The organism is Mycobacterium sp. D16R24, from assembly GCF_002013385.1.
Taxonomy (GTDB): Bacteria; Actinomycetota; Actinomycetes; order Mycobacteriales; family Mycobacteriaceae; genus Mycobacterium.
The window spans coordinates 54260-77411 of record NZ_MAEV01000014.1 but is presented as its reverse complement, the minus strand read 5'-3'; the positions used below and the strand labels follow the sequence as shown (position 1 = coordinate 77411).

The window sequence follows — 23152 nt, the reverse complement described above, 5'->3', positions numbered from 1 at the left end:
GCTACAGATACTGACCGGTGCCGCTGCCGCCGCCCTGCGCGGGTACGGAAAGCCCCGGGGGCAGAACACCTTGACGCATCTGCTGAAGCTGCGCGCGTGCCGCCATCTGCTGGGCGAAGAGCGCAGTCTGGATGCCGTGGAACAAGCCCTCCAGCCAGCCGACCAACTGTGCCTGCGCGATACGCAGCTCGGCATCGGACGGAACGGTGTCCTCGAGGAACGGCAGGGTTAGCCGCTTCAGCTCCTCGCGGAGCTCGGGTGCGAGCCCGTCTTCCAGCTCGCGGATGGAGGCGGCGTGGATTTCGCGCAGCCGGGATCGGCTGGGTTCATCGAGGGGAGCCGCACGCACTTCCTCGAGGAGTTGCTTGATCATCGTGCCGATGCGCATCACCTTGGCGGGCTGCTCGACGAGATCGGTGATGGACGGGTCGTCGTCCGCACCGTCGGCGCCCTTGTCGGAATCGTCGGCGCCCAGAATGATCACCTGGTCGTCGTCAGCGTCCTGACCGGGATGGGTCATCTGTCACCTTCCGCCTGTGGTTTCTGGTCGCCCGCCCATTCGTAGATCTGGGCAGCGCCGCTGTCGTACAGCTTTCTCCATGATCGGGATCTGTCCAACGACCTTAGTCCGTCGGGAACCTTGAACCCCTGGACCACGGGAGTGCTGGTCATGACATAGCGAATGTTCAGCGCGTGCACAGCCTCGATCACGCGCCGGTCGGTATCGGCATCGTCGGCGTAGGCCCAGAAGATGTACCGGTGATATCCCGGGCCCTGCTGCTGCGGGAAGTCGTAGTGCGTCCACAGCGGATGCAGCCCCGCCACCGCGTACATCCAGCCCGAGCCGTCCACGTTTCCGTCGCCGACAGTGGTGTCCCTGGCGCCGGGCAGGGTCGCCAGGTACGCGAAGGCGTCGAGCTTCGTGGGACCGACCATCACCTGGTCGTATTTGGCGCCGAGGAGGTACTTGTGCGGTAGGAAGTAGTGCCGTGCGGAGAAGCTGCAGGTTCCGGCCAGCACGATCGCCGTGGCGACCAGCGCCCACTTTCGCGTGCGCTCCCCTTGCACCCTCGTCAGCACGGCGTAGGCCAGCGTGAACAGACCGATCCCGGCGGCCGGCGCCAGCAGCAGACACACGATGGCCGCTAACCGGCGCGGGTCGCTGTAGAAGGCATCGGAGAACAGGGCCACCGCATGGCCGATGAAACCGCCAAAAGGTCTGGAGGAGTGGACAATCGCAACGATGAGCAGCAGCCAGACAGCGATCGGCCAGTACACCCGCTTCGCGATCAGTACGACCGCGCCAAGAAGGGCGAGCCAGAGCAGTGCGGACTGCACGGGGTAGTCGGCAAGGTGTCGGGTGTGCTGTGTGAGGGCGTCCAGCAGCGCGCGCTTCTTGCCCCACGGTGTGGCGAACTGGTGCCCGGCGATGATCTCGGACAGTTGCAGCAGCGTGCGCAGTTGCGGGTAGAGCAGCACCAGCGAAGCAAGGCCGGCGATGGCCAACGGGGCAAAACCACTTCCCAAGCGGGGCTTTACTTTTTGTTCCTTGCCCCGGCGCCGGGATAGTGGTGCGAAGAGCCACCAGGCTCCCACGAAGACCACCGCCACAATGGCGCCGGAGGTGTGTACCGAGGCGATCCCCACGAACGCCAGGACGGCCACCGGTATGCGGCTGCGGTCGGCGACCACACTCGTGACGGCGATCACGACGGGGCCCACCAGGGCGAAGGACACCAGGTTCGGGACGGCCGCGACGTAGAACTCCACATAGGGCAGCGCCGTGAACGACGCCGCGAGTGCGGCAGCGGTGGCCGCGGAACCGGCCTGGAAGGTGCGGCTGGTACGGCCGCGCAGCATCTGCCAGGTCAGCGCCGCCGCGCTGAGTGGGAAGAGCAGCGACCCGGCCACCGCGTACAGCGTGTAGCTGGTGGTGGGAGCCGCGCCGGTCAGTTGGCAGAGCACCGCGGCCAGCCCGTGGAAGGCCGACGGGTAGTACAGGGTGGCATGCGTCTCGACGTTGCGGAGGTCACCCATTCGGGTCGACGATGCTTGCCCGGTGTCGAGGATGTAGCGGATGGTGTTTCCGTGCCACATCGAGTCCCAGGTGCTCGGGATCGATTGCCAGTTGGTCAGCCCGCGCAGGAACGCGTAGAAGATGAGCGCGGTCCCGATCGCGATGCCGAACGTGACCGCGATGAGCGCCGCACGATTTTGTGACGGGAATTGTTCGGCGTGCTCTTTCGGCCGCAGTCGGCGCCAGATCAGCCGCGCGATGGCGATCGCGCCGAGAAGCGCAAACCCGGCGGAAACTGAGTTCCACGGTATGCCGATTGAGCCGAAGGTGACGATGCACAGCCCAACTAGCCCATAGGTCAATGCAGGTGCGGTGAGGGCGGCCGAATGCGTTGGTAGCCCGAAGGCTCGGCCAATCAGCCAGCCTGGGATTAACAGCAACAGCAGTGCCGCAGCCACCCCGAAAGCGAACGACATTGCTCTAGTATGACTACACGAGACGGCGCCGTGGACCGTCGTCCGTCGGGACGTGGCGCAACGACGGGTTCAGCGCCGTGACCTGTAGTGAGCATCTAAGGTGTCTGGCATGGCTTATGACGTCGCCCGGGTGCGCGGTTTGCACCCGTCTCTCGGCGACGGATGGGTACATTTCGATACCCAAGCCGGGATGCTCATCCCCGATGCGGTTGCTACGACTGTATCCACAGCGTTCCGCGGATCCTTTTCCGACACGCGGGGGCCGCACCCTAGCGCCCGGCGCAGTGCCGCCGTCCTCGAGGCTGCTCGGCACGCGGCCGCCGATCTGGTGGGTGCCGATGCGCGCGGGGTGGTGTTGGGCAGTGACCGCGCCGTTCTGCTCAACTCCCTGGCGGAGGGATCGTCCTCCAAGGCGGGGCTCGGCTATGAGCTGGTGGTGTCCCGGCTCGACGAAGAGGCCAATGTGCAGCCGTGGCTGCGTTCGGCCAACCGGTACGGCGCCAAGGTCAAATGGGCCGAGGTCGACATCGAGTCCGGTGATCTGCCGTCCTGGCAGTGGGAGTCGTTGATTACCAATCCGACCCGGCTGGTGGCGGTGACGGCGGCTTCTTCGACCCTGGGCACGGTGCCTGATCTGCAGCAGGCCACCAAGCTGGCGCACGCGGTCGGTGGTCTCGTGGTGATGGACTGCTCGAGCCTGGTGCCCTATCGCGCCTTCGATATCGAGGATCTGGACGCTGATGTTGTCGCCTTCAACGCGACGGCCTGGGGTGGACCGCCGGTGGGCGCGTTGGTCTTCCGGGATCCTGCGCTGCTGGATTCGATCAGTTCGATTTCGCTCAACCCGTTGGCGAGCGGGCCCGCGCGACTGGAGCTGGGCGGGCATCAGTTCGCGATGTTGGCCGGCCTGGTCGCCAGCGTCGAGTACCTGGCTGGTTTGGACGAATCCGCCTCGGGTACCCGGCGTGAGCGGCTGCTGACGTCCCTGAACTCGGCGGGCGCGTATTTGGATTGGTTGTTCCGGTATCTGGTGAGCGCGCTGCGCACCCTGCCGCGCGTCATGGTCATCGGTGCTCCCGAGGACCGGATTCCCGCGCTCAGCTTCACGGTGATCGGGATTCCGGCTGACCGGGTGGTGCAGCGCCTGGCGGACAACGGGGTGTGCGCGATCGCCAACACCAGTTCGCGGGTGCTCGACGCCATCGGCGTGAACGAGATCGGCGGCGCGATAACGGTTGGCTTGGGCCACTATTCGACCGCCGCCGAGGTTGACCAGCTGGTGCGTGCGGTGGCCTCGCTGGGCTGATCGCTGTGGCCTTGCCTCGACGGCTCAGAGCGTGAGCAGCACCTTCCCCACGACCTCCCCGCGCTCCAGCAGGCGATGCGCCTCGGCGGCCTGACTTATCGGGATCTCGGCACCCACGATCGGCCGGACTTTCCCCGCCTCGACGAGTGGCCACAGGTTTTGCGTGACGGACTCGACGATGGCGGCCTTGCCGGATGGCCCGTCCAGCGGCCGCCCGCGCAGGGTGGTGGCGGTGACGGAGCCGCGCTTGGTGATCAGCTTGCCGATGTTCAGCTCTGCCACTGCGCCGCCTTGCATACCGATGATGATCAGGTGACCGTCGTTGCCCAGAGCATCGACGTTACGATCCAGGTATTTCGCTCCCATGATGTCGAGGATGAGGTCGACGCCGGCGCCGTCGGTGAAGTTGCGAACCGCCTGTACAAAATCTGTGTCCCGGTAGTTGATCGTCAGGTCGGCACCAAGATCGCCGCAGGCGTCGAGTTTGTCAGGTGTGCCGGCGGTCACGGCAACCCGCACACCGAGTGCCTTAGCCACTTGAATGGCGTGCGTGCCGATACCGCTGGAGCCGCCATGGATTAGGATGGATTGTCCGGCAGCCATTCTCGCCGTCATCACCAGATTCGACCACACGGTGCACGCGACTTCGGGTAGTGCGGCTGCGACGTCAAGATCGACATTTGACGGAATCGGCAGCAACTGGCCGACGGGTACCACCACTTTCTCGGCATACCCACCGCCGGACAGTAGCGCACAGACATGTTGCCCCACAGTCCATTCTGTGACATTCGAGCCAACCTGGCCAATGGTTCCGGAGCATTCGAGGCCGAGTATGTGGCTCGCACCGGGCGGCATCGGATACAAGCCCTGTCGTTGCAGCAGATCCGCACGGTTGACTGCGGAGGCGGTGACATCGATCAGTATTTCGCCTGGTCCTGGAGTTGGGTCGGCAACTTCGGTCCAGCACAGCGCTTCTGGCCCACCTGGCTGGTCAACGGTGATAGCGTGCATAACATCCAGACTATGCCGAGCTATGGGTGGTCACCGGGTTATCAGACGCTGCGTATGGAGGCGCGGTCGGGGCCGCAGCTTGGTCGGCGGAAGGGGGGATTGTGTATGAGTACACGTTCGGAGAGTGAAGTCCCGGGACTTGACCTCGCCGAATTTCGTTCGTGGCAAAACTTTTGGGTGGCGACTAATCGGTTGCACTTCTTGTTGAACCGGAAAATGGTTGCATCGCACGGTATTTCGTTGACCGACTTCCAGGTGCTGCAACAATTGTTGCGATCAGCTAACGGAAGCTGCCGGATGGGGGATATCGCTACCAGCCTGCTGGCCTCGCGTAGCCGGATCACGCATCAAGTGCGCCGTCTGGAGGGGCAGGGGCTGGTGAAGCGTGGGTCGATGCCGCAGGACCGCAGGGCGGTGCTGGCGGCGCTCACCGAGCAGGGCCGCACCCTCGGCGAGGCGGCAATGTCCACCTACGCCGAATGCGTCCGCGAGCACTACCTGACCCGACTGACCCGGGCACAGCAGGCCGCCATCGCGGAGAGCTTCCGGCGCGTCGGTGAGGGCGCCGAGGACGCGCTCAGGGACGGGGAGGGCCGCGGCGGGGAGTAGGCCGCCTGGCGGAGCCGCTAGGCTTGCGCACGGTGGCGTGGCAGAGCGGCCTAATGCACTCGCCTTGAAAGCGAGAGACGGCTAACACCGTCCGGGGGTTCAAATCCCTCCGCCACCGCTCTTACGCTTGGGTCCCGGCCCGGCTCGAACGGGCTGCCTCCCTCGCCAGCTGCGTGAGCAGCGGACCGCACGTACCGGTTAGCGCGGTCTAGGGCGGGCGCCGCTGATGCTGCCAGGGAGGCTCCGCACCCGGCAACAGATTTACGACCGCGGCCGCGTGATGAGTTGTGTGTGCACAGGAGTGGAGCCGGTGGTCAGGTCCAGCACCGGGCAATGCGCGTCCACGGCTTCCTGAAGTTCGCGGTACCGCTCGTCGCTGTCCGGCCCGGAGACCGTCACCGTGACGCGGATCTGCTGGAAGCCGGGGCGGACGCTGTCGTCCAAGCCGAAGAATCCGCGGACATCGAGGTCGCCCTCGGCGCTGGCGCTGAGTGAATCGACTTGAATCCCTAGTCTTTCCGCCCAGAATCGGTAGGTCACCACCTGGCAGGACAGCAGCGATGCCAGGTAATACTCGACAGGGTTGGGGGCTGTGTTCTGCCCGCCGAGGCTTGGTGGCTCGTCGACGTGGACGCGGTACTTGCCCAGGGTGATCTCGCTACCGACCGTGCCCTCTGGTTGGGCGGACGCCTTGAACACCACCGTGGCGGCGCTGGGTTTGTCGGCGACGGCCTCTCGGGTCGCATCGGTGATCGCGTTGAGGGACGTTGTCGAGGCAGTCACGCGTGGTGACATTAGTCGGGTAACCGCCGCGCCGGGAGGGTTGCGTCCGTGGTGAATCCAATGCTGCGGGAACGTAGGGGTATTTAAAAGGAGAGTTATCCTCTAAATTGGAGTTATGGCTGACAGGGAAACGCTTCCGCTGGCTGGGCGCAGGGATGAAGACCTTCCCGGCCACTGGCTGCTGGCACGGCTGGGCAAGCGCGTACTGCGCCCGGGAGGGCGTGAACTGACCACCCGGCTCTTGGCCGCCGGGAAGGTGACTGATGCCGATGTGGTCGAACTCGGGCCCGGGCTGGGCCGGACTGCGCGCGACATCGCGGCGCTGCACCCGCGGTCCTATGTCGGTGTCGATGACACCGCGGCGGCCACTGAATCGGTGCGCAATGTCGTCGCATCGTGTGGTGGGCGCGTGATTGTCGCGGACGCCGCCAGTACGGGTCTGCCCGACGCGAGCGCCGACGTCGTCGTGGGCGAGGCGATGCTGACGATGCAGAGCGACAAGGCCAAGCAGGCCATTGTGGACGAGGCCTACCGGGTGTTACGGCCGGGCGGGCGGTACGCGATTCACGAGCTCGGGCTGACACCGGACTCCGTGGACGCGGCCACTAAGGACGAGATTCGCCGGGCTCTGGCCCGCTCGATCAAAGTCAACGCACGGCCGCTCACCGTGGCCGAGTGGAGTGAGCTGCTCAGTGCCTCGGGATTCGAGGTGGTGAGCACCGACCGGGCGGCGATGGCGCTGTTGAGCCCACGGCGCGTCATCGCCGACGAGGGCATTATCGGAGCCCTGCGGCTGGTGAAAAACGTTCTCCTGCATGGTGGCGCGCGCAAGCGAGTGCTTGCCATGCGCCGTACATTTCGTGAACACAGCGACGCGTTGACGGCGGTCGCAGTAGTGGGCGTCCGGCCCCAATGACCGGTAACCGCAAAGCGGGCCAACAGCGCGACCGGGTGCTCGTGCTGTTGCGGGAGGCGCCGCAGCCGATCGGCGTACAGCACATTGCCGATAGGCTGCGAATCCACATCACCACGGTGCGCTTCCACCTCAAGACCCTGGAAGAGCAGGGGCAGATCGTCCGGCGCGGTAGCGGTGCCGGCCAGAAAGCAGGCAGGCCCAGCCTCGCCTACGCGATCGCCCCACGGCTCGACTACGCCGATGTCGTGTCGCTGTTCGCAGTCCATCTCGGTGGCACCCCCGTTGAGCGTGAATCGCGTGCGGCGCTGGTTGGGGCCGATCTAGCACATCGGGTGAACGTGGCGCGCCACCGGGCCGCGATCCCCGCGGCCGATCTAGTCGTGGAAACCCTTGGCGAACTGGGGTTTACAGTGCACTCCACGCTGATGTCCTTTGGTCGAATCACCGTGCAGATCTGTTCCTGCCCACTCGCCGAGATCGCCACGACGGCCCCGGAAGTGGTCCGCGGGATCCAACGGGGTCTCATCCAGGAAGTTCTTGACGTCAACGCCGACGCGGTGGGCGGGCAGTTTCAGGTCACCGTGTCACCCGATGCCGGGCACGGCGACTGCACGGTCAGTCTGACTCTGGATCCACAGGTGAAGGGAGATAGTCATGGATGTCATCTCGATAACGGCTCTAGGGGATGAGCAGGCCGAAACAGCGCGGAACGCGCACAGCGGCCGGGCGGCGCACACCGTGCACGGCAGCAGCGGCCATGTGTTGAGGCAGGTGGTGCTGGCTCTCGCAGGCGGTCACAAGCTTGCCGAACACGAAAATCCAGGCGAGGCAACCTTATTAGTGCTCAGTGGGCGGGTGGAGCTCGCGACGGCGACCGTGAAGGCCGCGCTGGACACCGGCGACTACGTGGTAATCCCGCAAGAGCGGCATGACCTCACCGCGGTCGAAGACTCGGCGGTGCTGCTGACAGTGGTGGGCCGGGCGGGCTGAGCTCGCCGAGTGCATACCAGGTGCAGGGCATTTCGATGAGATGCCTGCGCGCGGTATGCGCTCGACGAACGCTGCTCTACGCCTTGGGCCCGCCGCTTTCCGCCAGTCGCCGCACCGCGTCGATGAAGACGTCGATCTCGTCGAAGGTGTTGTAGAACGCGAACGACGGCCGCACCGTCTGCTCCAGCCCCAGCCGGCGCAGAATCGGCTGCGCGCAGTGGTGTCCGGCGCGCACCGCGATGCCGTCGGCGTTGAGCGCCTTGCCAACTTCCACCGGATCGTGCCCGTCGAGCACGAATGACAGCACCGATGCCTTGTGATCCGCCGTTCCGACCAGCGTTACGCCGGGGATCGCGGCCAACTGCGGTGTGGCGTACTCCAGCACCGCATGCTCGTATTCAGCGATCCGCTTGATTCCGATGCGCTCCACATACCGCACTGCCTCACCCAGTCCGACGGCGTCGGCGATGTTGCCGGTGCCCGCCTCGAACTTGTTGGGCGGACCCTGGAACACCGCACGCTCCAGGGTGACATCGGCGATCATGTTGCCGCCGCCCTGCCATGGTGGTGTCTCCGCCAACGCGTCCTCGCTGCCGTACAGCACGCCGATCCCGGTGGGGCCGTAGATCTTATGACCCGAGAAGACGAAGAAATCGGCGCCGAGTTCCTGGAGGTTCACCGTGAGGTGTGGTACCGATTGCGCGCCGTCGATGAGCACGCGTGCGCCATAGCGATGTGAGATCTCGACGATCTGCTTGGCGGGCGTCACCGTGCCCAGCGCGTTGGAAACCTGGGTGGCCGCAACCAGTTTGGTGCGCGGACCGACCAGGTCTTCCAGCTCGGACAGCAGCAGGTTACCGGCGTCGTCCACCGGGGCCACCTTGATGACGGCGCCGGTCTTCTTCGCGATCTGCTGCCACGGAACGATATTGGCGTGGTGCTCCAAGTGGGTGATGACGATCTCGTCCCCGTGCCCGAGGTTCTTGCCGCCCCACGCGTGCGCCACCAGGTTGATCGCCTCGGTGGCCCCGCGCACGAAGATGATGTTCTCGTCCGCCTCGGCGCCCAGGAATTTGCGGACGGAGCCACGGGCATCCTCGTACGCGTCGGTGGCCCGTGCAGCCAATTCGTGTGCGGCACGGTGGATATTCGAGTTCTCGTGCTGGTAGAAGTGCACCAGCCGATCGATCACCGACTGCGGCTTCTGTGTGGTCGCGGCGTTGTCGAACCAGATCAGTGGCTTACCGTTCACTGTTTCGGACAGGATCGGGAAATCCGCCCGAATCGACGCGACATCGAAGGCGCGCGCGTCTTCGTGAATTGGTGCCGCAGCCGGTGGCCCTCCCAAGAAGTAGTAGGTCGCCTCGTCGCCGCCGGTCGGTGCCACCGGGGTCGTCCAACCCAGGTTCGGCACACTGGGTGCCTCCGAGTACGGAGCCACGCGAGGTGAGGCGGCGGCGGGTGCCCCGGAGTTCACCGAGGGGGTTGCGAGCACCCCGGGGATCGTTGGAACCAGCCCCGAGGGAACGGCGAAATCGGCGAGATCTGTTGTCGTATAACCAGTTACGGCGGTGTGTGCGGCGGAGGTGCCCGACGTCAGGTCACCGCCACTACCGCGCGGAGCCACCGGCACCGCTCCGGGAATACCGTCGGGGGTCGCCGAACCGAAGGCCGTAACCGGTGGGGCCACCGTCGCCGTCGACAGGGCGTCCGCCACCGGTGCCAGTGCATACGGACTGGCCAACGAGCCCGCCGTGGCTGCCGCGGACGACCCCGCAGTCGCGTCCGGGACGGTGCCCCGGGGCGCGACGGGTACCGCCGGTCCCGGAGTGTCGATACCCGGTGCTCCGGAAGGTGTCGCCTCCCAGAACAGCTGAGTGGCCAAGGCCGACAGCTCTGCCGCAGATGGGAAGCCAGGTGGGCTGTCGGTTACAGGGATCGCGTCACTTGTAGACATGGAACTTGTCCACCTGCACATCGTCAAGAACGGCAAGCGCGTCATCGGTCAGCACAGCCAGCGACGAATACAGGGTGACGAGGTATGAGGCGATGGCCGACCGGTTGATGCCGGTGAACCGCACCGAGAGACCCGGCGCCTGCTCGCCGACCAGACCGGGCTGGAACAAACCGACGACGCCCTGGCGCTCCTCGCCGGTGCGCACCAGCAGGATCTTGGTCTTGGCGTCCTTCACAGGAACCTTGTCCGACGGGATGATTGGGATACCGCGCCAGGTGATGAACTGCGCACCGAACAGGCTCACCACAACCGGCGGCACGCCGCGGCGGGTGGCCTCGCGGCCGAACGCCGCCACACCCAGCGGGTGGGTCAGGAAGAAGCCGGGGGTCTTCCACACCTTGGTGATCAGGGCGTCCAGGTCATCCGGGGTGGGGGCGCCACCGAGGGTCTTGATGGTCTGCTCCGGCGTCGCCTGAGCCAGCAGGCCGTACTCGGCGTTGTTGATGAGCTCGCTTTCCTGACGTTCCTTGATGGACTCGATGGTCAGGCGCAGCTGCTGGGCGATCTGGTCGTGCGGGCTGGAGTACAGATCAGAGACCCGGGTGTTGATGTCGAGCAGCGTCGAGATGGTCCGCAGCGTGTACTCGCGCGGGTTGGTCTCGTAATCGACGTAGGTCTGCGGCAGCGGGGCCTCGCCCTCGCCCTGCTCCTCGCTGTGGATTGCAACCTTGTCGGGGTTGATCACACGATTCACCCGGTAAATGCCCGCCTCGACGGGTACCCAGTTCAGCAGGTGCAGCAGCCACCGTGGAGTGATCGTCGACAGCTGAGGGACGGTCTTGGTGGCATTGGCTAGCTGCCGTGCGGCGAGATCGCCGAGGGCCTGAGATTCGTTCTTGGCAGCGGGCACGGCGGCTTCCTCCTGGGCGAATGGATCAAGACCTGATGGCTGAAATCCTAAGCGTGATAGAGCCGGCGCATCAGGTAACGAATACCCGTGCGCCGAACTCCGCTACCGCCGTTTCGCTGGCACGCTGCATCGCGGCGGATTCGTTTCGGACGTGCCCGCCGTGCGATGACGAGGCGGCAAAAATCCGGCCGGTGGTCGGACGTCCGTAGACTGGATGCATGCAGCACGTCGCACCATCGCACCGACTTCGGGCGATCAGCGGGCTGCGCGCCGACACCCTCGGGGCGCGCAGCGCCGCCGTATGTTGCTGTTGTTGTTGATTCCCTAACCCCGCCCCTGGCATCCCAGCAGAACGTCCTGCGACGTTATCGAGCTTCTGGGCTGCAATCCGCCGGCACAAGGATCAATTAACCCATGACCACTCATTCTTTGCTATCGCTCGTCGAATGGCCATCCGCCCGCATCACTGGGAGGCGTCACAGCCACAACGCCGAGGTACTCCCGCAGCGCCTCACTAGGTACTGCGGGGGCACCTATTCGTCCACCGTGGACGAGGTCATGTTCACTGACGGCACTTCGGCTCGCACAGATTTAATTCGCCTCAACCCCACCATCGCGGCGTACTCGCTGGATATCGCGGGGATCGCACCCAACCTGCCGTCGGGCTACGCGGTGGCGGACTGGCTGTCGGTGGCGAACCTGCAGGCTCGCACCCGCGAATCGCAGGTCGCCTGGATCTTGGCCAACTCGTTCCCGGCGTTGTCGACGGCGCAGCTGAGCCGCCAGTTGCGCGCGGCCGGATACCTGAGTGAGGCCAATATCAAGGATCACGAAGCTATCGCGGGAACCCAGGCGGCCATCTGGTTCCTCACCAACGGGGTAGAGCTGGACACCGTGGCGCGCAACGTGCCCACGGCCACCCGTAAGTCACCGTCCTTCATTGAGTTTGAATTCAAGGAACGCCCGCAGCTGGGCGGCCTCACAGTGCGTACCGGTGCGGGGCAGAAGCCGGCCAGCGTTCGGCTGCACGCATCTGTCAATGGCGCCGTATGGCGCGAGGTGTCCTCCTCGGAGTTGAGCTTCGCCGAAGGCGAGGCGCGATACGTCAAGACATTGGGCGTGGGCGCAACGGTCGCCGAAACTCAGCATGGCGCACCGGATCTTGGTTATCGCTTCTATCGCCTGTATGTGCAGGGTGGCACCGATGACGTCGAGGATGTCGAGTTCTGGCTGTATGACGCGCGCAACCACCGCAACGCCGACCGTGTCGTGCAGCTATACCAATACCTATTGGAGCAGTCGCTGATCGCCGCCGGCCAGGCGGACCATTCCCCCGCGATCGATGACTCGCAGGCGGTCATGGCCGCGGGCCTGATGGGTCCGTTTGTGGTGGATTCGCAGCGTCCAGTTCTGCTTTCACTCTCCGAGGGCGCCAAGGCGATGGACATCTCCGGGGCCGAGCTCACGGGACCGGTGGACTCAGGTACGCGCTTCTATGTGCGTCCCGCGGAGTGCGTTGCGGCGGTGACGGTCTCGGTGGTGGACCCGGTAGCGCGCGCCCGCGTACTCACCGGGGTGGCTGCGGGGCCGCTGACCCCACTGGCATTGGTACTCCCGGAGGCGCGGGAGGTCGTCGAACTCACTGTCGAGTGGGCCGAGGCCACACAACTATCGCGGGTGAGCTAGCGCCAGGCGCGCGCGAACTCAAGGAACGCGTCGTTCTCCTCAGGTGCCCCAATGGTTACCCGTACGCCGTCGGTTCCGAAAGGGCGCACGATGATTCGAGCCTCTGCGGAGGCTTGCGCGAATTCCGTCGAGCGTTCGGCCAGCGGTAACCATACGAAGTTCGCCTGCGAAGGTGGCACGTCATACCCTGCCTCCCGGAGTGCGCTGGTTACCCGGATGCGCTCGGCGACAACATCATTGGTCCGGGTGAGGAGCTCTTCCGCGGCGCCGAGCGAGGCCACGGCGGCCGCCTGGGCGAGGCTGGATGCGCTGAACGGCACGTACACCTTCCCCAGTGTGGTGATCACATCAGGATCGCCCACCGCATAGCCCACTCGCAGGCCCGCCAGGCCGTATGCCTTTGAGAAGGTGCGCAAAACAAGCACATTGGGGTGTTCGCGAACCAGCGCGATGCTATCGGTGAAGTCCTCGCGCACGTACTCGATGTAAGCCTCGTCGATCGCGACGAGGATATGAGCCGGTACCGTCTCGATGAACCGTCGCAGAGCGGCGGGCGGCACCACGGTGCCGGTCGGGTTGTTCGGGTTGCAGACGAAGATCAGCCGCGTGGCGTCTGTCACGGCGGCGGCCATGGCATCAAGGTCGTAGGTGTAGTCGGTCAGCGGCACCTGGACTGGGGTGGCGCCGGCGACGCGCACCACCAGGGGGTACGTCTCGAAGGAGCGCCAGCCGAACAGCACCTCGTCGCCGACCGTCGCGGTGATCTGCACAAGCTGCTGGCACAGGCTTACCGATCCGCATCCCACCGCAATGTGCTCGGGCGGCATGTCCACGTGTTTGGCCAGGTGCGAGCGCAGCTCGGCGTACCCGTTGTCGGGGTAACGGTTGATCCGTGCGGTGGCCTCGACGATGGCTGCGCGGACGCTGGGCAGCGGTCCCTGCACGGTCTCGTTGCTGGCCAGCTTGATGGCGCCGGGGACGGTGCGGCCCGGCGTGTACGCCGGCAGTTCGGTCAGCTCGGGGCGTAGTCGCGCGGGCACCGATGAGCCGCTTGCGCGACGAGGATCAGACACGGCCATCAGACTATCGGTGCATGTTGGGCCCGATGACGACCAACGGCTTTGCCTTCCGGCCGCGCGGGCCTGTACTCTGTGCCCTCGGCGGTTCCGAATCCATTTATGGGTTCGGAGTACCGCTCGGGAAGTTCAGGAGGCGTGCCAGAGCGGCCGAATGGGACTCACTGCTAATGAGTTGTCCCCTTTACGGGGGACCGGAGGTTCAAATCCTCTCGCCTCCGCGTCGGTCTGCAGGCCAAACCTGTTGACCTGCAACAATTGAATAGCACGCGCCCGTAGCTCAACGGATAGAGCATCTGACTACGGATCAGAAGGTTAGGGGTTCGAATCCCTTCGGGCGCACCACACCACCGCCACCGTCCGGGCCGTCGTTTTTGCCTGGGATTGGTCGGACACCGGTCGTGACGTACCCGAACGAGATTCCTGCCGCTGCGCAGAAGTCGTCCAGCTCCCCGACTTTCCAGTCGGTAGCGCCCGTCATTCGACGCGAGACATACTGCTGCGCCAGCCCCATCTTCTTGGCTACGTCGGCGGCAGTGGTGCCCATGTAGGCCAGCTCTGCCCGCAAGCGGCGGATCACCGCCTTTGAACGCGATTCCCCGCGTTCGCCATCTACGACCATCAGAGTTGTCATAACGCGTACTTTACTCGCTTGTGCGGAGTCCGCAATCTCTAAGCGAGTTCAAATGACTTATGCAGGGTGCGACACGCAAATCCCATACTTGTAATTATCTCCATGGGCAGGTATGAATGCCCCATGAAGAGATCGGCACTCGCTGACAGAGTTTCTGCGAATATCCGCGCCGAGATGGCCCGAGGCAAGCGCACTCAGGCAGCCCTCGCCCATCAGGTCGGCATGCGACAACAGGCACTCTCTCGTCGTATGGCGGGCCACGCTCCGCTCTCTGTCGATGAGCTGGGACGGATTGCCGAAGCTCTTGACGTTCCCATCGAAGCCCTGCTTGCCGAGGCCACCAAGGCGGTCGCCTCGTGAGCGCCGCGAACCCATCACTGGGTGTCAACAGGGTGATCAGCGATGTGTTGATCACGGCCAGAGCACACGAGGCGGCCGCCGCGCTGCCTCCTGGATCAGCCCGGGTGACTGTCCTCGAGTTTGGCGAGTCGGCTCTCAAGCTCTTGGGTCTTCTCCTCGAGCGCGCGGACCGCGGTGACGAGGACGCCGACACGTTGGATCGCTGCGTAGCCGAGGGGCACCTTTCCGTTGGTCTCTTGCGCGAGATCCTCGAAGGTGCCCACCACGTGCTTGGTGATCGGGAACGGATCAAGCGGGCCGGCGTCGATGAGGAGGGCGTCGGCAGGGTTGGTGCGTACGAACGATTCGAGGTCGGCGAGTCCGGCGATCAAGACATCGTTGGTGATCCACTTACCGCTTCGCATGCGTGCTGCGGCCTCGACGGCGATCGCCAGGTGCGGCGGTATAACGAGGTCCCTTTTCGGGATATCTCCACTCACAACAAATCTCCTTACGTTGCACGGGCGCTTACCCGTTATGTAGCCGGCGCGCACCTTACGGCGCGGCGGTGGTTGCAGCGTAAGGCGGTGACCCGACGCGCCGCGCCCAACACGCGGCCGTCGGGCACCATCCCAAACGACGGCACGATCACCGGGTTTGTGTGTGATGACCAGCGCACCGTGGCCTTGGCGCGCGACGGCGCTGGCGGCATCCATCTGGATGCACACGGAGTCGATGGGCTTGCGCATCTGGAGCGCGACGAACTGTGGGAATTCACGGACCTATTGGCCGACCTACTCGACTGCGATCTACGCAGTCGGCCTAACGACTGAATCTTCATGTCTGACAACTGAATACAGCAGACGGTGGCGAGTGATTCATCTTGCCGGATCACTCACTCGCCACCGTTCCTACCAGCATTCTAACGAGAGGAATGCCATGTCGAACCATATCCAAGTCCCTGCGCGGCGCGTCGGGGGTGCCCGCACCGCGGTCATGCGACACGCAGCGTGGACAGTCTCATTTCTCGCCCTGATCTGCGCGCTGACCATGCTTTTCGCACATCAGTACGCGCAGTTCGCCGTGCTCATGGCGCTGGTACTCGCCGCGTCCTGCATCGATCTATGGGTGCACCGCCGCGGCCGGTATCGCGACCGCTCGGCGGTGCTGCTGCTGATCGCCGCGGTGTCCATCGTCGTCGCCGGAGTCTTCGCGCAGGTGTGGGTGGTCGCGTGAATCTTACGAAGCTCTTCGGGTTGCGGCGTCGCGTCCCAGAGTCGCGGAATGTGTTACAGCTCAACAAGACTATTGACAGGGCGGACTCCGTCATGGACGCGTTCACCGCGACCGCCAAGGCTGCCGGGTTTGATCTGGGGCGGGACGCCGACGGTATCGAACTAGCGCTGGTGGACTTCTTCACCGACCGTGACAGCCGCGACGAGTCCAGCGCTGCAATTCGCGCATCGGAGGCGGGCTGGTGACAACCCACAAAGACGACAGCGCGCCCAAGGTGATTATCGAGCGTTTCGATTCCAGCGTCCTAATCGATATCTGGATGGACGGATTCATCAGCGGGGTAAGCAGTCTGGCCCTCACCGTCAACGGTGGCGATGAAGCGGATGCCGATGTTGCGGGAGACCTCTCCGCCAAGCGGCTGCGTGATGATCCGGCCGCAATGGAAACCGTGCGCCGGAATGTCTTAGAGCGCCTCCAGGGCATCGAAAGCCGCCCGCACACACTGACCATGCCCGCATCCGCTGTCCTTAAGCCTAAGGGGGGCATGGAATGACGACGCACCACCTCGAGATCTCCGACCACTGGCACTGGTTGTTGTGGGATGGGAAGTTGACACAGCTGCCCCGACTTGCGGACGCGGACTACCAGGCGGGCGACTCTATCGTCTTTCTGGACCGCCCATGGCGTGAATGGAAGATCACGCACGTACTCAATGACGCTTCTCTGCCGGGGGTCCGGTCCGGGTACGTCGTTCTCTCCCTTGAACATCCCGACAAGGCCCGCCGCGAGCGCGAGTACGAACGACAGGGCCGCAGCAATGAACGGCTACGCCGCTCCAATGCCGCACTACGCGGGGTGGCTACGCGTCTGCGTAACCAGATCAAATCCACTGGGGGGCAAGGGTGAGAAAGCACTTCTGCCCAGTCTGCTGGCAGCGCGTCGTCTGCAACCGGACGCATGACGTTATCTGGCCACACCCCGACAGTGCGGGTGTGGACGAATGCCCCGCGTCCAATCATCCGTTCGCAATCGCGCTCAAGGTCGCCATCCCGTCACGGATCACCCTGCGCCAGGCCATATCCGATGCACACCAACTACTGGAGGCGATTGCCGCGTGAGCACCAAATTCATTCCACCGATCAAGCGAGTCGACCGTGGCAAGAACCACTGGTACGTGGATGGCAACAGCGTCCGAATCCCCGGTGTTACAACGATCCTCGGCAACGGCATCCCTAAGCCAGCGTTGATCAACTGGGCGGCCAACTCCACCGCCGAGTATGCAATCGACAACTGGGACGAACTCGGCGAGCTGGCCGTCGCCGCCCGGCTCAAGACGCTACAGGGTGCACGCTACGAGGCCACCGACAAGGCCAAGAAGCGCGGCACCGAGGTTCACGGGTACGGCGAGCGGTTGGTCAAGGGCGAGAAGGTGAAGAACGTACCCGACGAGCTGCGCGGACACTGCGAGGCGTACGTGCGGTTCCTCGACCGTTTCGAGGTCGAGCCTGTCGCCGTCGAGATCACCGTCGTGTCATACAAATACGGCTATGCGGGGACACTCGATCTGATCGCCGATCTGACCGACGACGAGGGCAACCGTCAGCGCTGGCTTCTCGACCTCAAGACCAATGAGAAGGGCATCTACGGCGAGACCGCGCTCCAGCTCGCCGGGTACCGCTACGCCGAGTACTACATCGACCCAACCGGCAAAGAAGTTCCGATGATTCCGGTGGACCGGACCGGCGCCGTTCACATCACCTCGGATGACGCGCAGCTCATCCCGACACAGAGTGACGAGATGTCGTTGCGCTGGCTCTGGTACGCCGCGCAAGTCGGCGAATTCGTCAGCGCTGGTAGGGATCTCATCTACCCGGCGATGCAACCCCATAACCCCGATGCGCCGATCGCGCGCGTCGTCTACGACAACCAGGAGGACCAAGCATGACCGAGCTCGCAACCCGACCCAACGCGTGGCCGCCGGATCCCCGATGGGACGGGACCATTGAGCGGCACCCGGCCACCGTACAGCCCACGCAAGCCGAGCGCATGCGCGAATGGCTGCAACTGTTCAGGGAATGCCGCGAGGCCGCCGAAGTGCTGGCCAAGACATCGTTCGTCCCGAAGGACATGATGGGCAAGCCCGCCGAGATCGCCGCATCGATGCTCAAGGGCTGGGAGCTCGGGCTCGACCCGCTCGACGCGCTGGCGTCCATCTACGTCGTGCACGGCCGAGTCGGGTTCTACGCGGAGTTCATGCGGCGCCGGATCATTCAGGCGGGCCATACTTTCCGGGTCACCGAGTCCACCGACAACCGGTGCGTCGTCGAGGGCACCCGCAGTGACAACGGCGAGACCCATCGCGCGACGTTTACCGCCGAGCAGGCCAAGCGCGCCAAGATCGATATTGCGGCCTACCCCGCCGAGAAGCTGGTCGCACGCGCCACGTCGCGGTTGTGCAAGCAGGCATTCCCCGACGTGCTATCAGGCTCGCTGATCGTCGAGGACCTGCTCGACGGGATGATCTCGGTGGATTCCGAACGGCTCGACTCGCCAGCACCAGAGACGACCGGAGCGCCAGCGCTGCAACGGCGCACACGGGCACGACGCGCCAGCCCGGCCGCCGAGGCGATAGCCGAGTCTGCACCGGTACCGGCTCCCACTGCCGATCTCGACGAGTTTCCGGCCCCTGCGTCAGACCCCGACCCGGAGCCCGAAGTCGCGCAGGTCGAAACCGAAGCTGCACAGCCCGACGAATCCAGCACCGTCGAACCGAGCGTCCTCGGCCCGGGTATCACCGATGCCCAACTCAAGAAGCTGCACGTGTTGTTCGGCAAGCACGGCCTGAACGAACGTCAGGCCGGTTTGGACTGGCTCACCGCAGCCACCAAACGCGAGATCACTTCATCGAGGGATCTCACCAAGCACGAGGCCATCAAGGTCATCGACGTGCTGGAAAACGACGAGCCGCAGTAATCCCCCGTTTGAAATACCCACCACCAGAAGGGAAGTAACAAATCATGGCCGAAGTAACCGAGAAGCCCGCCGATCTCGCAAGTACCAATGATCTGGACAAGATTGACGATGGTATGGCCGCCGGACCGACCGAGATCCGGCTCGGCCAGGCACTGCTCATGTCGCTGAGCGATCCGCCCGAGGCGGGTGAATACATCGACATCTCGGCGCGCCTGTACATCAAGCACGCCGGTTTCGATCAGAACACCCCCGACAGCCCGAAAGTGCCTGTGCGTCAGGCCAAGATCATCGTGGCATGGCCGCTCGGTGATCAGATGCCCAAGCCCAAGTCCAAGAACGGCGCCGAGGTGCCCGAGGACGATGGCCAATCGCCCTTGTTCGACGACGACGGCGACCCGCAAGGCGCCGATGACGACCACCAGGACGGGCAGGGAGACGGCCAGGACGACGGCAACGTCGTCGTGTCGTTCACCGGCGGTCCGGCGTTCTCCGACGACACCGAGGGTGACACCGAGTAGTGACCACCCAACCGGTCATCGACCACCGCGGCGATTCTGCTCCCGCCACGGTGGTCGATGACTACTACCGCCGTCCGCCGTGTCAGATGGGTGTCACCGGCTACTGCCTACATGGCCGTCACGGCGAATGCCCGTACCGGCCCGGCGGGAGCTTGCGGGACGGCATCGTGCTTAACGAGTGCACCGTCACGTTTCCGGGCACCCGCAAGGACTACCGAGACATGCACGCCGCCCACTACGAAGACGGGCGAACTGTGCAGGTGGTCAAGCCATCTCACCGATACCGCTGCCCATGTGAATGCCATCGCGCATTGCCGGTCGGGCAACTGGAACTGTTTGGAGTCAGTGCATGAATGACCCCTACATCGCCGAGCTCGACGAAGCACGTGCCGCCCGCAACGCCTTGACCGAGATGGGCCGGGCCCCAAGACATCCGCACGCACACCTCGGCATGTGCGGCGACCGAGACGACGCGAGAGACGAGCGGCAATGAGCGACATCGTATTCATGGACACAGAGACCCTCGGCCTCGACATCGACGCCCCGATATGGGAATTCGCCGCCATCCGGCGCAATGGGGAGACGGGCAAGGATGACGCCCGGATGCACCTGTTCATCAATCACGATCCGGGCGCGTGGTTATCTGACCTCCCCGAACAGTTCGCGGCTGACTACCGCCAGCGATTTACGAAGGCGCGCGAAGCATCGCGGATCACACAGCCCGAGAATGCGGCCACATTCATCTCCGCCTTTCTTACCGGCCGCCCGCACATCATCGGCGCCGTGCCGAGTTTCGACACCGAGCGGATCAGCCACCAGCTGCTACGTCCCGCCGGTATCGAGAACCCGTGGCACTACCACCTGATCGACGTTGAAAACGTGGTGGCGGGGTACCTGGCTGGCCGGGGTGAGTTGTTTCCGCCGCCATGGAAGTCGGACCAGATGTCGGCAGCCGTCGGGGTGGACCCGGAGATGTTCGACCGCCACACCGCAATGGGAGATGTGCTCTGGACCCGTGCCCAGTGGGACGCCGTGATTGGGGTGTCGTGATGGCTGAGCGACGAACTTGTGACGAGTGCGACGGCGGCGTTGAGCCGGATGGGGTGTCGACAACCGATTGCGCTGCGGGCCGATTCGGCACTGACAACGACGGCTGCTGCGGGACCTGCGGCGGCTGCCAGTGTGACGGGGCCTGCTGATGATCCGTGACGACGCGCGCACAGCGGCCTACCGCGCCGGACTGTGCGTCGACTGCCTGACCGAGCCTCACAGCCCCGGTCGGCCACGGTGCGAGAAGTGCCATACGAAATTCAGAAGGGGCGAGTGATGGCAACCGATCCGCTATTCGCGGCGGCACAGCTGCTCGAATCGCGTGGCTACGCAGTGATAGAGCAGCTGGAACCATGCGGGATCAACGGCGTTGATAACACCGTCTGGTCTCACCATCCGCACTACATCGAGCAAGAATTCAACGGCGACCTGATCATTGACGACCGAATCAGCTTCGCCGCAGCCGACTTGCGTGCCCTCGCGGAGATATTCGCCGCTGCCGCGAAGCGTGCCGAAGAGGTGCGCTGATGGCCGAGAGCTTCATTCTTGAAATTGATTGGGAAGACCGCCCCAATCTCCCACGTCTAGTGGGTCCGTTCAAGGACCGAACGGAGGCCCACGAGTGGGCAGCGCTCAACGTAGTCAACGGTTCATGGACGGCGCGTTCACTGACCTACCCCTACCTGCGGAGCACTGACCATGCCTGAGCGAATCCAGCGCAAGCGCACCGCGGGCTGGCGCATGCCCGACGGGGCCATCTACGTCGGGCGGCCGAGCCTGTGGGGCAACCCGTTCCGGCCGATCCTCGTGGCTGGCGAATGGCTCGTGGAGGATGACAACGGCGTCCAGTACGACGGGTTCGGGGGCAAGGCGAATGCGATCGGTCGGTGCGTTGCTCTGTACCGGTCGCTCGATATGGCGTTCATGGCGGCCGCGGATCTAGCCGAATTCGTCGCGCCACTAAGCGGACATGACCTCGTGTGCTGGTGCCCCCTCGACCAACCGTGCCATGCCGACGTTCTGCTCCAAATCGCAAACGCTCCACGGAAAGAGGACTCATGAAGGCCGTTTGGCTCTCGTCGACCTACTACCTCGACGAGGCGGTGGAGAACCTGAGCCCCACCGCCGAGCGGTTCATGCTGCGCGCAATTGCGTACTGCGGGAACGCAGAATCGAGCGGATTTCTCTCGAAATCAGCCATAAAACTGTTGGGTTTACCCAACCCGCAGCGGCTTGTGCAGGAACTTGTGCAACAGGAAATTTTGGAGCCACAACCGGACGGCCGGTGGTATTTCCGCTCATGGAGCGTATGGCAATCCGGTGGGGAATCCCTGCTAGAGCGCCGAAAGGCCGACCGGGACCGGCAATCTCGACTACGTGAGAGTCGCAAGCAGTCACGTGACATGTCACGTGATGCGTCACGTGATTCGTCACGTGATGTCACGCCCCCAGAGGAGAGTAGAGGAGAGAAGAACAGTACTTACGTTGAGAGTGCTACTCCAGACTCGACCGAGCGCGAGCCGCGCAGCGCCCCGGTCATGCCAGCAGCCAATCGCTTAGTCAGCGAGCACATCCCGGCCCGACACCCGGCGTCCATCAAGACCGAGCTGCGATTGCAGGCGTCCGCGCTGCTCAAGGACGGTCAACCCGAGGCCCTCGTCGCCGAGGCGTTGCAGCTCTGGACCACCAAGAACTTGCATCCGAAGACGTTGCCCAGCTTGGTATCCGAGCTGATCAACGGCCGAAATCGCCCGGCTGGGCAGCCCGTCGAATCGACCCGGGTAGCGCCCGCAACACGCAAGGTCGGCATCGGCCTCGACCTGGCCAAACAGTTCGCAACCCCACCCGAACAACCCGCATTGGAGGCCTGATGACCACCAAGAACTATCCCCAGATTGCCGCCCTCGTGCTCACGAAATGCGCAGCCTACGACCCATATTTGACCGACCCGACCAAGGAAACATGCCTCGCCTGGGCTGAGCAATTCGAGCTCTACGGCCTCGATCTCGACGACCTGACCAAGGCCGTCACGAAGGTCTACAGCGAGCACGGATCGGGCTACCGGCCGCTGCCCAAGGACATCACCGACGCGGCCCGAGCCATCCGGCGCGAACGCTGCGAACGCGAGTCCCGTGAGCTGCGCGAGGCACGAGAGGAACGGCTCGACGCGCGGCCGGCGCTCGCCGCGATCACCCAATTCGCCAGCACGTTCGGGGCGATTCGATGAGTGACCGCGACATCGTTGACGCCGAGGTCTACTGCGCTAGCACCCACCCCGACGGCGAATGCAGCCTGCCGAACGGACACGCGGGCTACCACGAGAACCTGTACGCCCGATGGCCCGCCGATTGGGGCTGGTGTATCGGCGGCGATCAGGGGATGCCCACTACCGAGGTCGAGTACGGCATCGAGCCGAGCCCCGGCGACTGCGCGCGGTTCCACACCGACGAGCTCATGAGCGCGATCGAGGAAGTGTCCAACTACCGCGAAGGCGCACTGATCATCACGCGCACGGTCACCTACGGACCATGGCGCTACGTCACCTCCGAGGAAATGCAGGCCACAGAATGAGCGAGCACCCCCGCCCGTACGTTCCCCGCCGCCCGCGCCCGAGCGCTGCACGCGGCCCCGTCATCACCGCCTACGCCGACAAAATCGACCACCC

33 protein-coding genes and 3 tRNA genes are annotated in these 23152 nt (G+C 64.5%); 28 read left to right on the top strand and 8 right to left on the bottom strand.

Annotated features, from left to right (window positions below; all coding sequences use genetic code 11):
* Nucleotide 1 precedes the first annotated feature (1 nt).
* Together B4383_RS12955 and B4383_RS12950 are read right to left on the bottom strand one after the other, a co-directional pair.
* The gene (locus B4383_RS12955; protein ID WP_078290709.1) at nt 2–520 is read right to left on the bottom strand and encodes a bacterial proteasome activator family protein; all 519 of its coding nucleotides are present in this window, start codon (nt 518–520) and stop codon (nt 2–4) included.
* The gene (locus tag B4383_RS12950; protein ID WP_078290708.1) at nt 517–2493 is read right to left on the bottom strand and encodes a DUF6541 family protein; all 1977 of its coding nucleotides are present in this window, start codon (nt 2491–2493) and stop codon (nt 517–519) included. The genes B4383_RS12955 and B4383_RS12950 overlap by 4 nt, the downstream gene beginning before the upstream one ends.
* Before the next feature lie 109 nt (nt 2494–2602).
* Here B4383_RS12950 and B4383_RS12945 point away from each other — a divergent pair, with 109 nt between their 5' ends.
* On the top strand, nt 2603–3799 hold the full coding sequence (locus B4383_RS12945; protein WP_078290707.1) for a cysteine desulfurase-like protein: 1197 nt from the start codon (nt 2603–2605) through the stop codon (nt 3797–3799).
* A 24-nt stretch (nt 3800–3823) separates the two neighbouring features.
* Here the strand turns inward: B4383_RS12945 and B4383_RS12940 are convergent, their stop codons facing one another.
* Nucleotides 3824–4810 (bottom strand): NAD(P)H-quinone oxidoreductase, encoded by a 987-nt coding sequence (locus B4383_RS12940; RefSeq protein WP_078290706.1) that lies wholly within the window; start codon nt 4808–4810, stop codon nt 3824–3826.
* A 105-nt stretch (nt 4811–4915) separates the two neighbouring features.
* Here B4383_RS12940 and B4383_RS12935 point away from each other — a divergent pair, with 105 nt between their 5' ends.
* The gene (locus B4383_RS12935) at nt 4916–5419 is read left to right on the top strand and encodes a MarR family winged helix-turn-helix transcriptional regulator (RefSeq protein WP_139360738.1); all 504 of its coding nucleotides are present in this window, start codon (nt 4916–4918) and stop codon (nt 5417–5419) included.
* A 31-nt stretch (nt 5420–5450) separates the two neighbouring features.
* Nucleotides 5451–5537: transfer RNA gene (locus B4383_RS12930), tRNA-Ser, on the top strand.
* A gap of 143 nt (nt 5538–5680) precedes the next feature.
* Here B4383_RS12930 and B4383_RS12925 read toward each other — a convergent pair.
* Nucleotides 5681–6202, bottom strand: a complete 522-nt coding sequence (locus B4383_RS12925) for an OsmC family protein (RefSeq protein WP_078290817.1) — start codon at nt 6200–6202, stop codon at nt 5681–5683.
* Nucleotides 6203–6317: 115 nt separating this feature from the next.
* Here B4383_RS12925 and B4383_RS12920 point away from each other — a divergent pair, with 115 nt between their 5' ends.
* From B4383_RS12920 to B4383_RS12910, 3 genes are read left to right on the top strand one after another with little or no spacing between them, the layout of a single operon-like run.
* A complete protein-coding gene (locus tag B4383_RS12920) occupies nt 6318–7118 on the top strand; it encodes a class I SAM-dependent methyltransferase (protein ID WP_078290705.1) in 801 nt (266 codons plus the stop codon).
* The gene (locus tag B4383_RS12915) at nt 7115–7807 is read left to right on the top strand and encodes a helix-turn-helix domain-containing protein (RefSeq protein WP_078290704.1); all 693 of its coding nucleotides are present in this window, start codon (nt 7115–7117) and stop codon (nt 7805–7807) included. Before B4383_RS12920 ends, B4383_RS12915 begins: the two co-directional genes overlap by 4 nt.
* Entirely contained in the window at nt 7773–8108 is a 336-nt protein-coding gene (locus B4383_RS12910) for a cupin domain-containing protein (RefSeq protein ID WP_078290703.1), read from the top strand. Before B4383_RS12915 ends, B4383_RS12910 begins: the two co-directional genes overlap by 35 nt.
* A gap of 76 nt (nt 8109–8184) precedes the next feature.
* On the opposite strand, the gene B4383_RS12905 is transcribed toward B4383_RS12910, so the two are convergent.
* Both B4383_RS12905 and B4383_RS12900 read right to left on the bottom strand, forming a co-directional pair.
* Nucleotides 8185–10065, bottom strand: a complete 1881-nt coding sequence (locus tag B4383_RS12905; protein ID WP_078290702.1) for a family 2A encapsulin nanocompartment cargo protein cysteine desulfurase — start codon at nt 10063–10065, stop codon at nt 8185–8187.
* Nucleotides 10052–10975, bottom strand: a complete 924-nt coding sequence (locus B4383_RS12900; RefSeq protein ID WP_078290701.1) for a family 2A encapsulin nanocompartment shell protein — start codon at nt 10973–10975, stop codon at nt 10052–10054. Before B4383_RS12900 ends, B4383_RS12905 begins: the two co-directional genes overlap by 14 nt.
* A 414-nt stretch (nt 10976–11389) precedes the next feature.
* On the opposite strand from B4383_RS12900, the gene B4383_RS12895 reads away from it, so the two are divergent.
* The gene (locus tag B4383_RS12895) at nt 11390–12661 is read left to right on the top strand and encodes a thioester domain-containing protein (RefSeq protein ID WP_078290700.1); all 1272 of its coding nucleotides are present in this window, start codon (nt 11390–11392) and stop codon (nt 12659–12661) included.
* Here B4383_RS12895 and hisC read toward each other — a convergent pair.
* Nucleotides 12658–13701, bottom strand: coding sequence for a histidinol-phosphate transaminase (gene hisC, locus B4383_RS12890; protein WP_078290815.1), 1044 nt, complete (start codon nt 13699–13701; stop codon nt 12658–12660). The genes B4383_RS12895 and hisC overlap by 4 nt on opposite strands.
* A gap of 168 nt (nt 13702–13869) precedes the next feature.
* On the opposite strand from hisC, the gene B4383_RS12885 reads away from it, so the two are divergent.
* From B4383_RS12885 to B4383_RS12870, 3 genes are all read left to right on the top strand, one after another.
* Nucleotides 13870–13958: transfer RNA gene (locus B4383_RS12885), tRNA-Ser, on the top strand.
* A gap of 48 nt (nt 13959–14006) precedes the next feature.
* Nucleotides 14007–14082 (top strand) — tRNA-Arg (locus B4383_RS12880).
* A 412-nt stretch (nt 14083–14494) separates the two neighbouring features.
* Entirely contained in the window at nt 14495–14731 is a 237-nt protein-coding gene (locus B4383_RS12870) for a helix-turn-helix transcriptional regulator (protein ID WP_286150615.1), read from the top strand.
* A 95-nt stretch (nt 14732–14826) separates the two neighbouring features.
* Here B4383_RS12870 and B4383_RS12865 read toward each other — a convergent pair whose 3' ends face one another.
* Nucleotides 14827–15210 carry a hypothetical protein gene (locus tag B4383_RS12865; RefSeq protein WP_078290698.1) on the bottom strand — a complete coding sequence of 128 codons (384 nt, stop codon included), beginning with the start codon at nt 15208–15210 and terminating at the stop codon, nt 14827–14829.
* A gap of 87 nt (nt 15211–15297) precedes the next feature.
* Between B4383_RS12865 and B4383_RS12860 the strand changes: the two genes are divergently transcribed.
* The 18 genes from B4383_RS12860 (at nt 15298) to B4383_RS12785 (ending at nt 23058) form a co-directional block, all read left to right on the top strand.
* Nucleotides 15298–15543 (top strand): hypothetical protein, encoded by a 246-nt coding sequence (locus tag B4383_RS12860; protein WP_078290697.1) that lies wholly within the window; start codon nt 15298–15300, stop codon nt 15541–15543.
* Nucleotides 15544–15649: 106 nt separating this feature from the next.
* Nucleotides 15650–15946 (top strand): hypothetical protein, encoded by a 297-nt coding sequence (locus B4383_RS12855; protein WP_078290696.1) that lies wholly within the window; start codon nt 15650–15652, stop codon nt 15944–15946.
* On the top strand, nt 15943–16191 hold the full coding sequence (locus tag B4383_RS12850; RefSeq protein WP_286150614.1) for a hypothetical protein: 249 nt from the start codon (nt 15943–15945) through the stop codon (nt 16189–16191). Before B4383_RS12855 ends, B4383_RS12850 begins: the two co-directional genes overlap by 4 nt.
* Complete coding sequence (locus B4383_RS12845; RefSeq protein ID WP_078290695.1) at nt 16188–16499, top strand: hypothetical protein; 312 nt, start codon at nt 16188–16190, stop codon at nt 16497–16499. Before B4383_RS12850 ends, B4383_RS12845 begins: the two co-directional genes overlap by 4 nt.
* Complete coding sequence (locus tag B4383_RS12840) at nt 16496–16852, top strand: hypothetical protein (protein ID WP_078290694.1); 357 nt, start codon at nt 16496–16498, stop codon at nt 16850–16852. Before B4383_RS12845 ends, B4383_RS12840 begins: the two co-directional genes overlap by 4 nt.
* A gap of 86 nt (nt 16853–16938) precedes the next feature.
* The gene (locus B4383_RS27155; RefSeq protein ID WP_286150612.1) at nt 16939–17064 is read left to right on the top strand and encodes a hypothetical protein; all 126 of its coding nucleotides are present in this window, start codon (nt 16939–16941) and stop codon (nt 17062–17064) included.
* Complete coding sequence (locus tag B4383_RS12830; RefSeq protein ID WP_078290692.1) at nt 17061–17891, top strand: hypothetical protein; 831 nt, start codon at nt 17061–17063, stop codon at nt 17889–17891. The genes B4383_RS27155 and B4383_RS12830 overlap by 4 nt, the downstream gene beginning before the upstream one ends.
* Nucleotides 17888–18919, top strand: coding sequence for a hypothetical protein (locus B4383_RS12825; protein ID WP_078290691.1), 1032 nt, complete (start codon nt 17888–17890; stop codon nt 18917–18919). Before B4383_RS12830 ends, B4383_RS12825 begins: the two co-directional genes overlap by 4 nt.
* A gap of 44 nt (nt 18920–18963) precedes the next feature.
* Entirely contained in the window at nt 18964–19437 is a 474-nt protein-coding gene (locus B4383_RS12820; protein ID WP_078290690.1) for a hypothetical protein, read from the top strand.
* Nucleotides 19437–19790 (top strand): hypothetical protein, encoded by a 354-nt coding sequence (locus tag B4383_RS12815; RefSeq protein ID WP_078290689.1) that lies wholly within the window; start codon nt 19437–19439, stop codon nt 19788–19790. Before B4383_RS12820 ends, B4383_RS12815 begins: the two co-directional genes overlap by 1 nt.
* Nucleotides 19787–19930, top strand: a complete 144-nt coding sequence (locus tag B4383_RS26670; RefSeq protein ID WP_176138398.1) for a hypothetical protein — start codon at nt 19787–19789, stop codon at nt 19928–19930. Before B4383_RS12815 ends, B4383_RS26670 begins: the two co-directional genes overlap by 4 nt.
* Nucleotides 19927–20487, top strand: a complete 561-nt coding sequence (locus tag B4383_RS12810; RefSeq protein WP_078290688.1) for a hypothetical protein — start codon at nt 19927–19929, stop codon at nt 20485–20487. Before B4383_RS26670 ends, B4383_RS12810 begins: the two co-directional genes overlap by 4 nt.
* Before the next feature lie 276 nt (nt 20488–20763).
* Nucleotides 20764–21015, top strand: a complete 252-nt coding sequence (locus tag B4383_RS12805; protein WP_078290687.1) for a hypothetical protein — start codon at nt 20764–20766, stop codon at nt 21013–21015.
* Nucleotides 21015–21194, top strand: coding sequence for a hypothetical protein (locus B4383_RS26905; RefSeq protein ID WP_139363107.1), 180 nt, complete (start codon nt 21015–21017; stop codon nt 21192–21194). The genes B4383_RS12805 and B4383_RS26905 overlap by 1 nt, the downstream gene beginning before the upstream one ends.
* A complete protein-coding gene (locus tag B4383_RS12800; protein WP_078290686.1) occupies nt 21187–21549 on the top strand; it encodes a DUF4326 domain-containing protein in 363 nt (120 codons plus the stop codon). Before B4383_RS26905 ends, B4383_RS12800 begins: the two co-directional genes overlap by 8 nt.
* Nucleotides 21546–22358 (top strand): hypothetical protein, encoded by an 813-nt coding sequence (locus B4383_RS27150; RefSeq protein ID WP_286150610.1) that lies wholly within the window; start codon nt 21546–21548, stop codon nt 22356–22358. Before B4383_RS12800 ends, B4383_RS27150 begins: the two co-directional genes overlap by 4 nt.
* The gene (locus B4383_RS12790) at nt 22358–22714 is read left to right on the top strand and encodes a hypothetical protein (protein WP_078290685.1); all 357 of its coding nucleotides are present in this window, start codon (nt 22358–22360) and stop codon (nt 22712–22714) included. Before B4383_RS27150 ends, B4383_RS12790 begins: the two co-directional genes overlap by 1 nt.
* Nucleotides 22711–23058 (top strand): hypothetical protein, encoded by a 348-nt coding sequence (locus tag B4383_RS12785; protein WP_078290684.1) that lies wholly within the window; start codon nt 22711–22713, stop codon nt 23056–23058. The genes B4383_RS12790 and B4383_RS12785 overlap by 4 nt, the downstream gene beginning before the upstream one ends.
* The last annotated feature ends 94 nt before the right edge of the window (nt 23059–23152 follow it).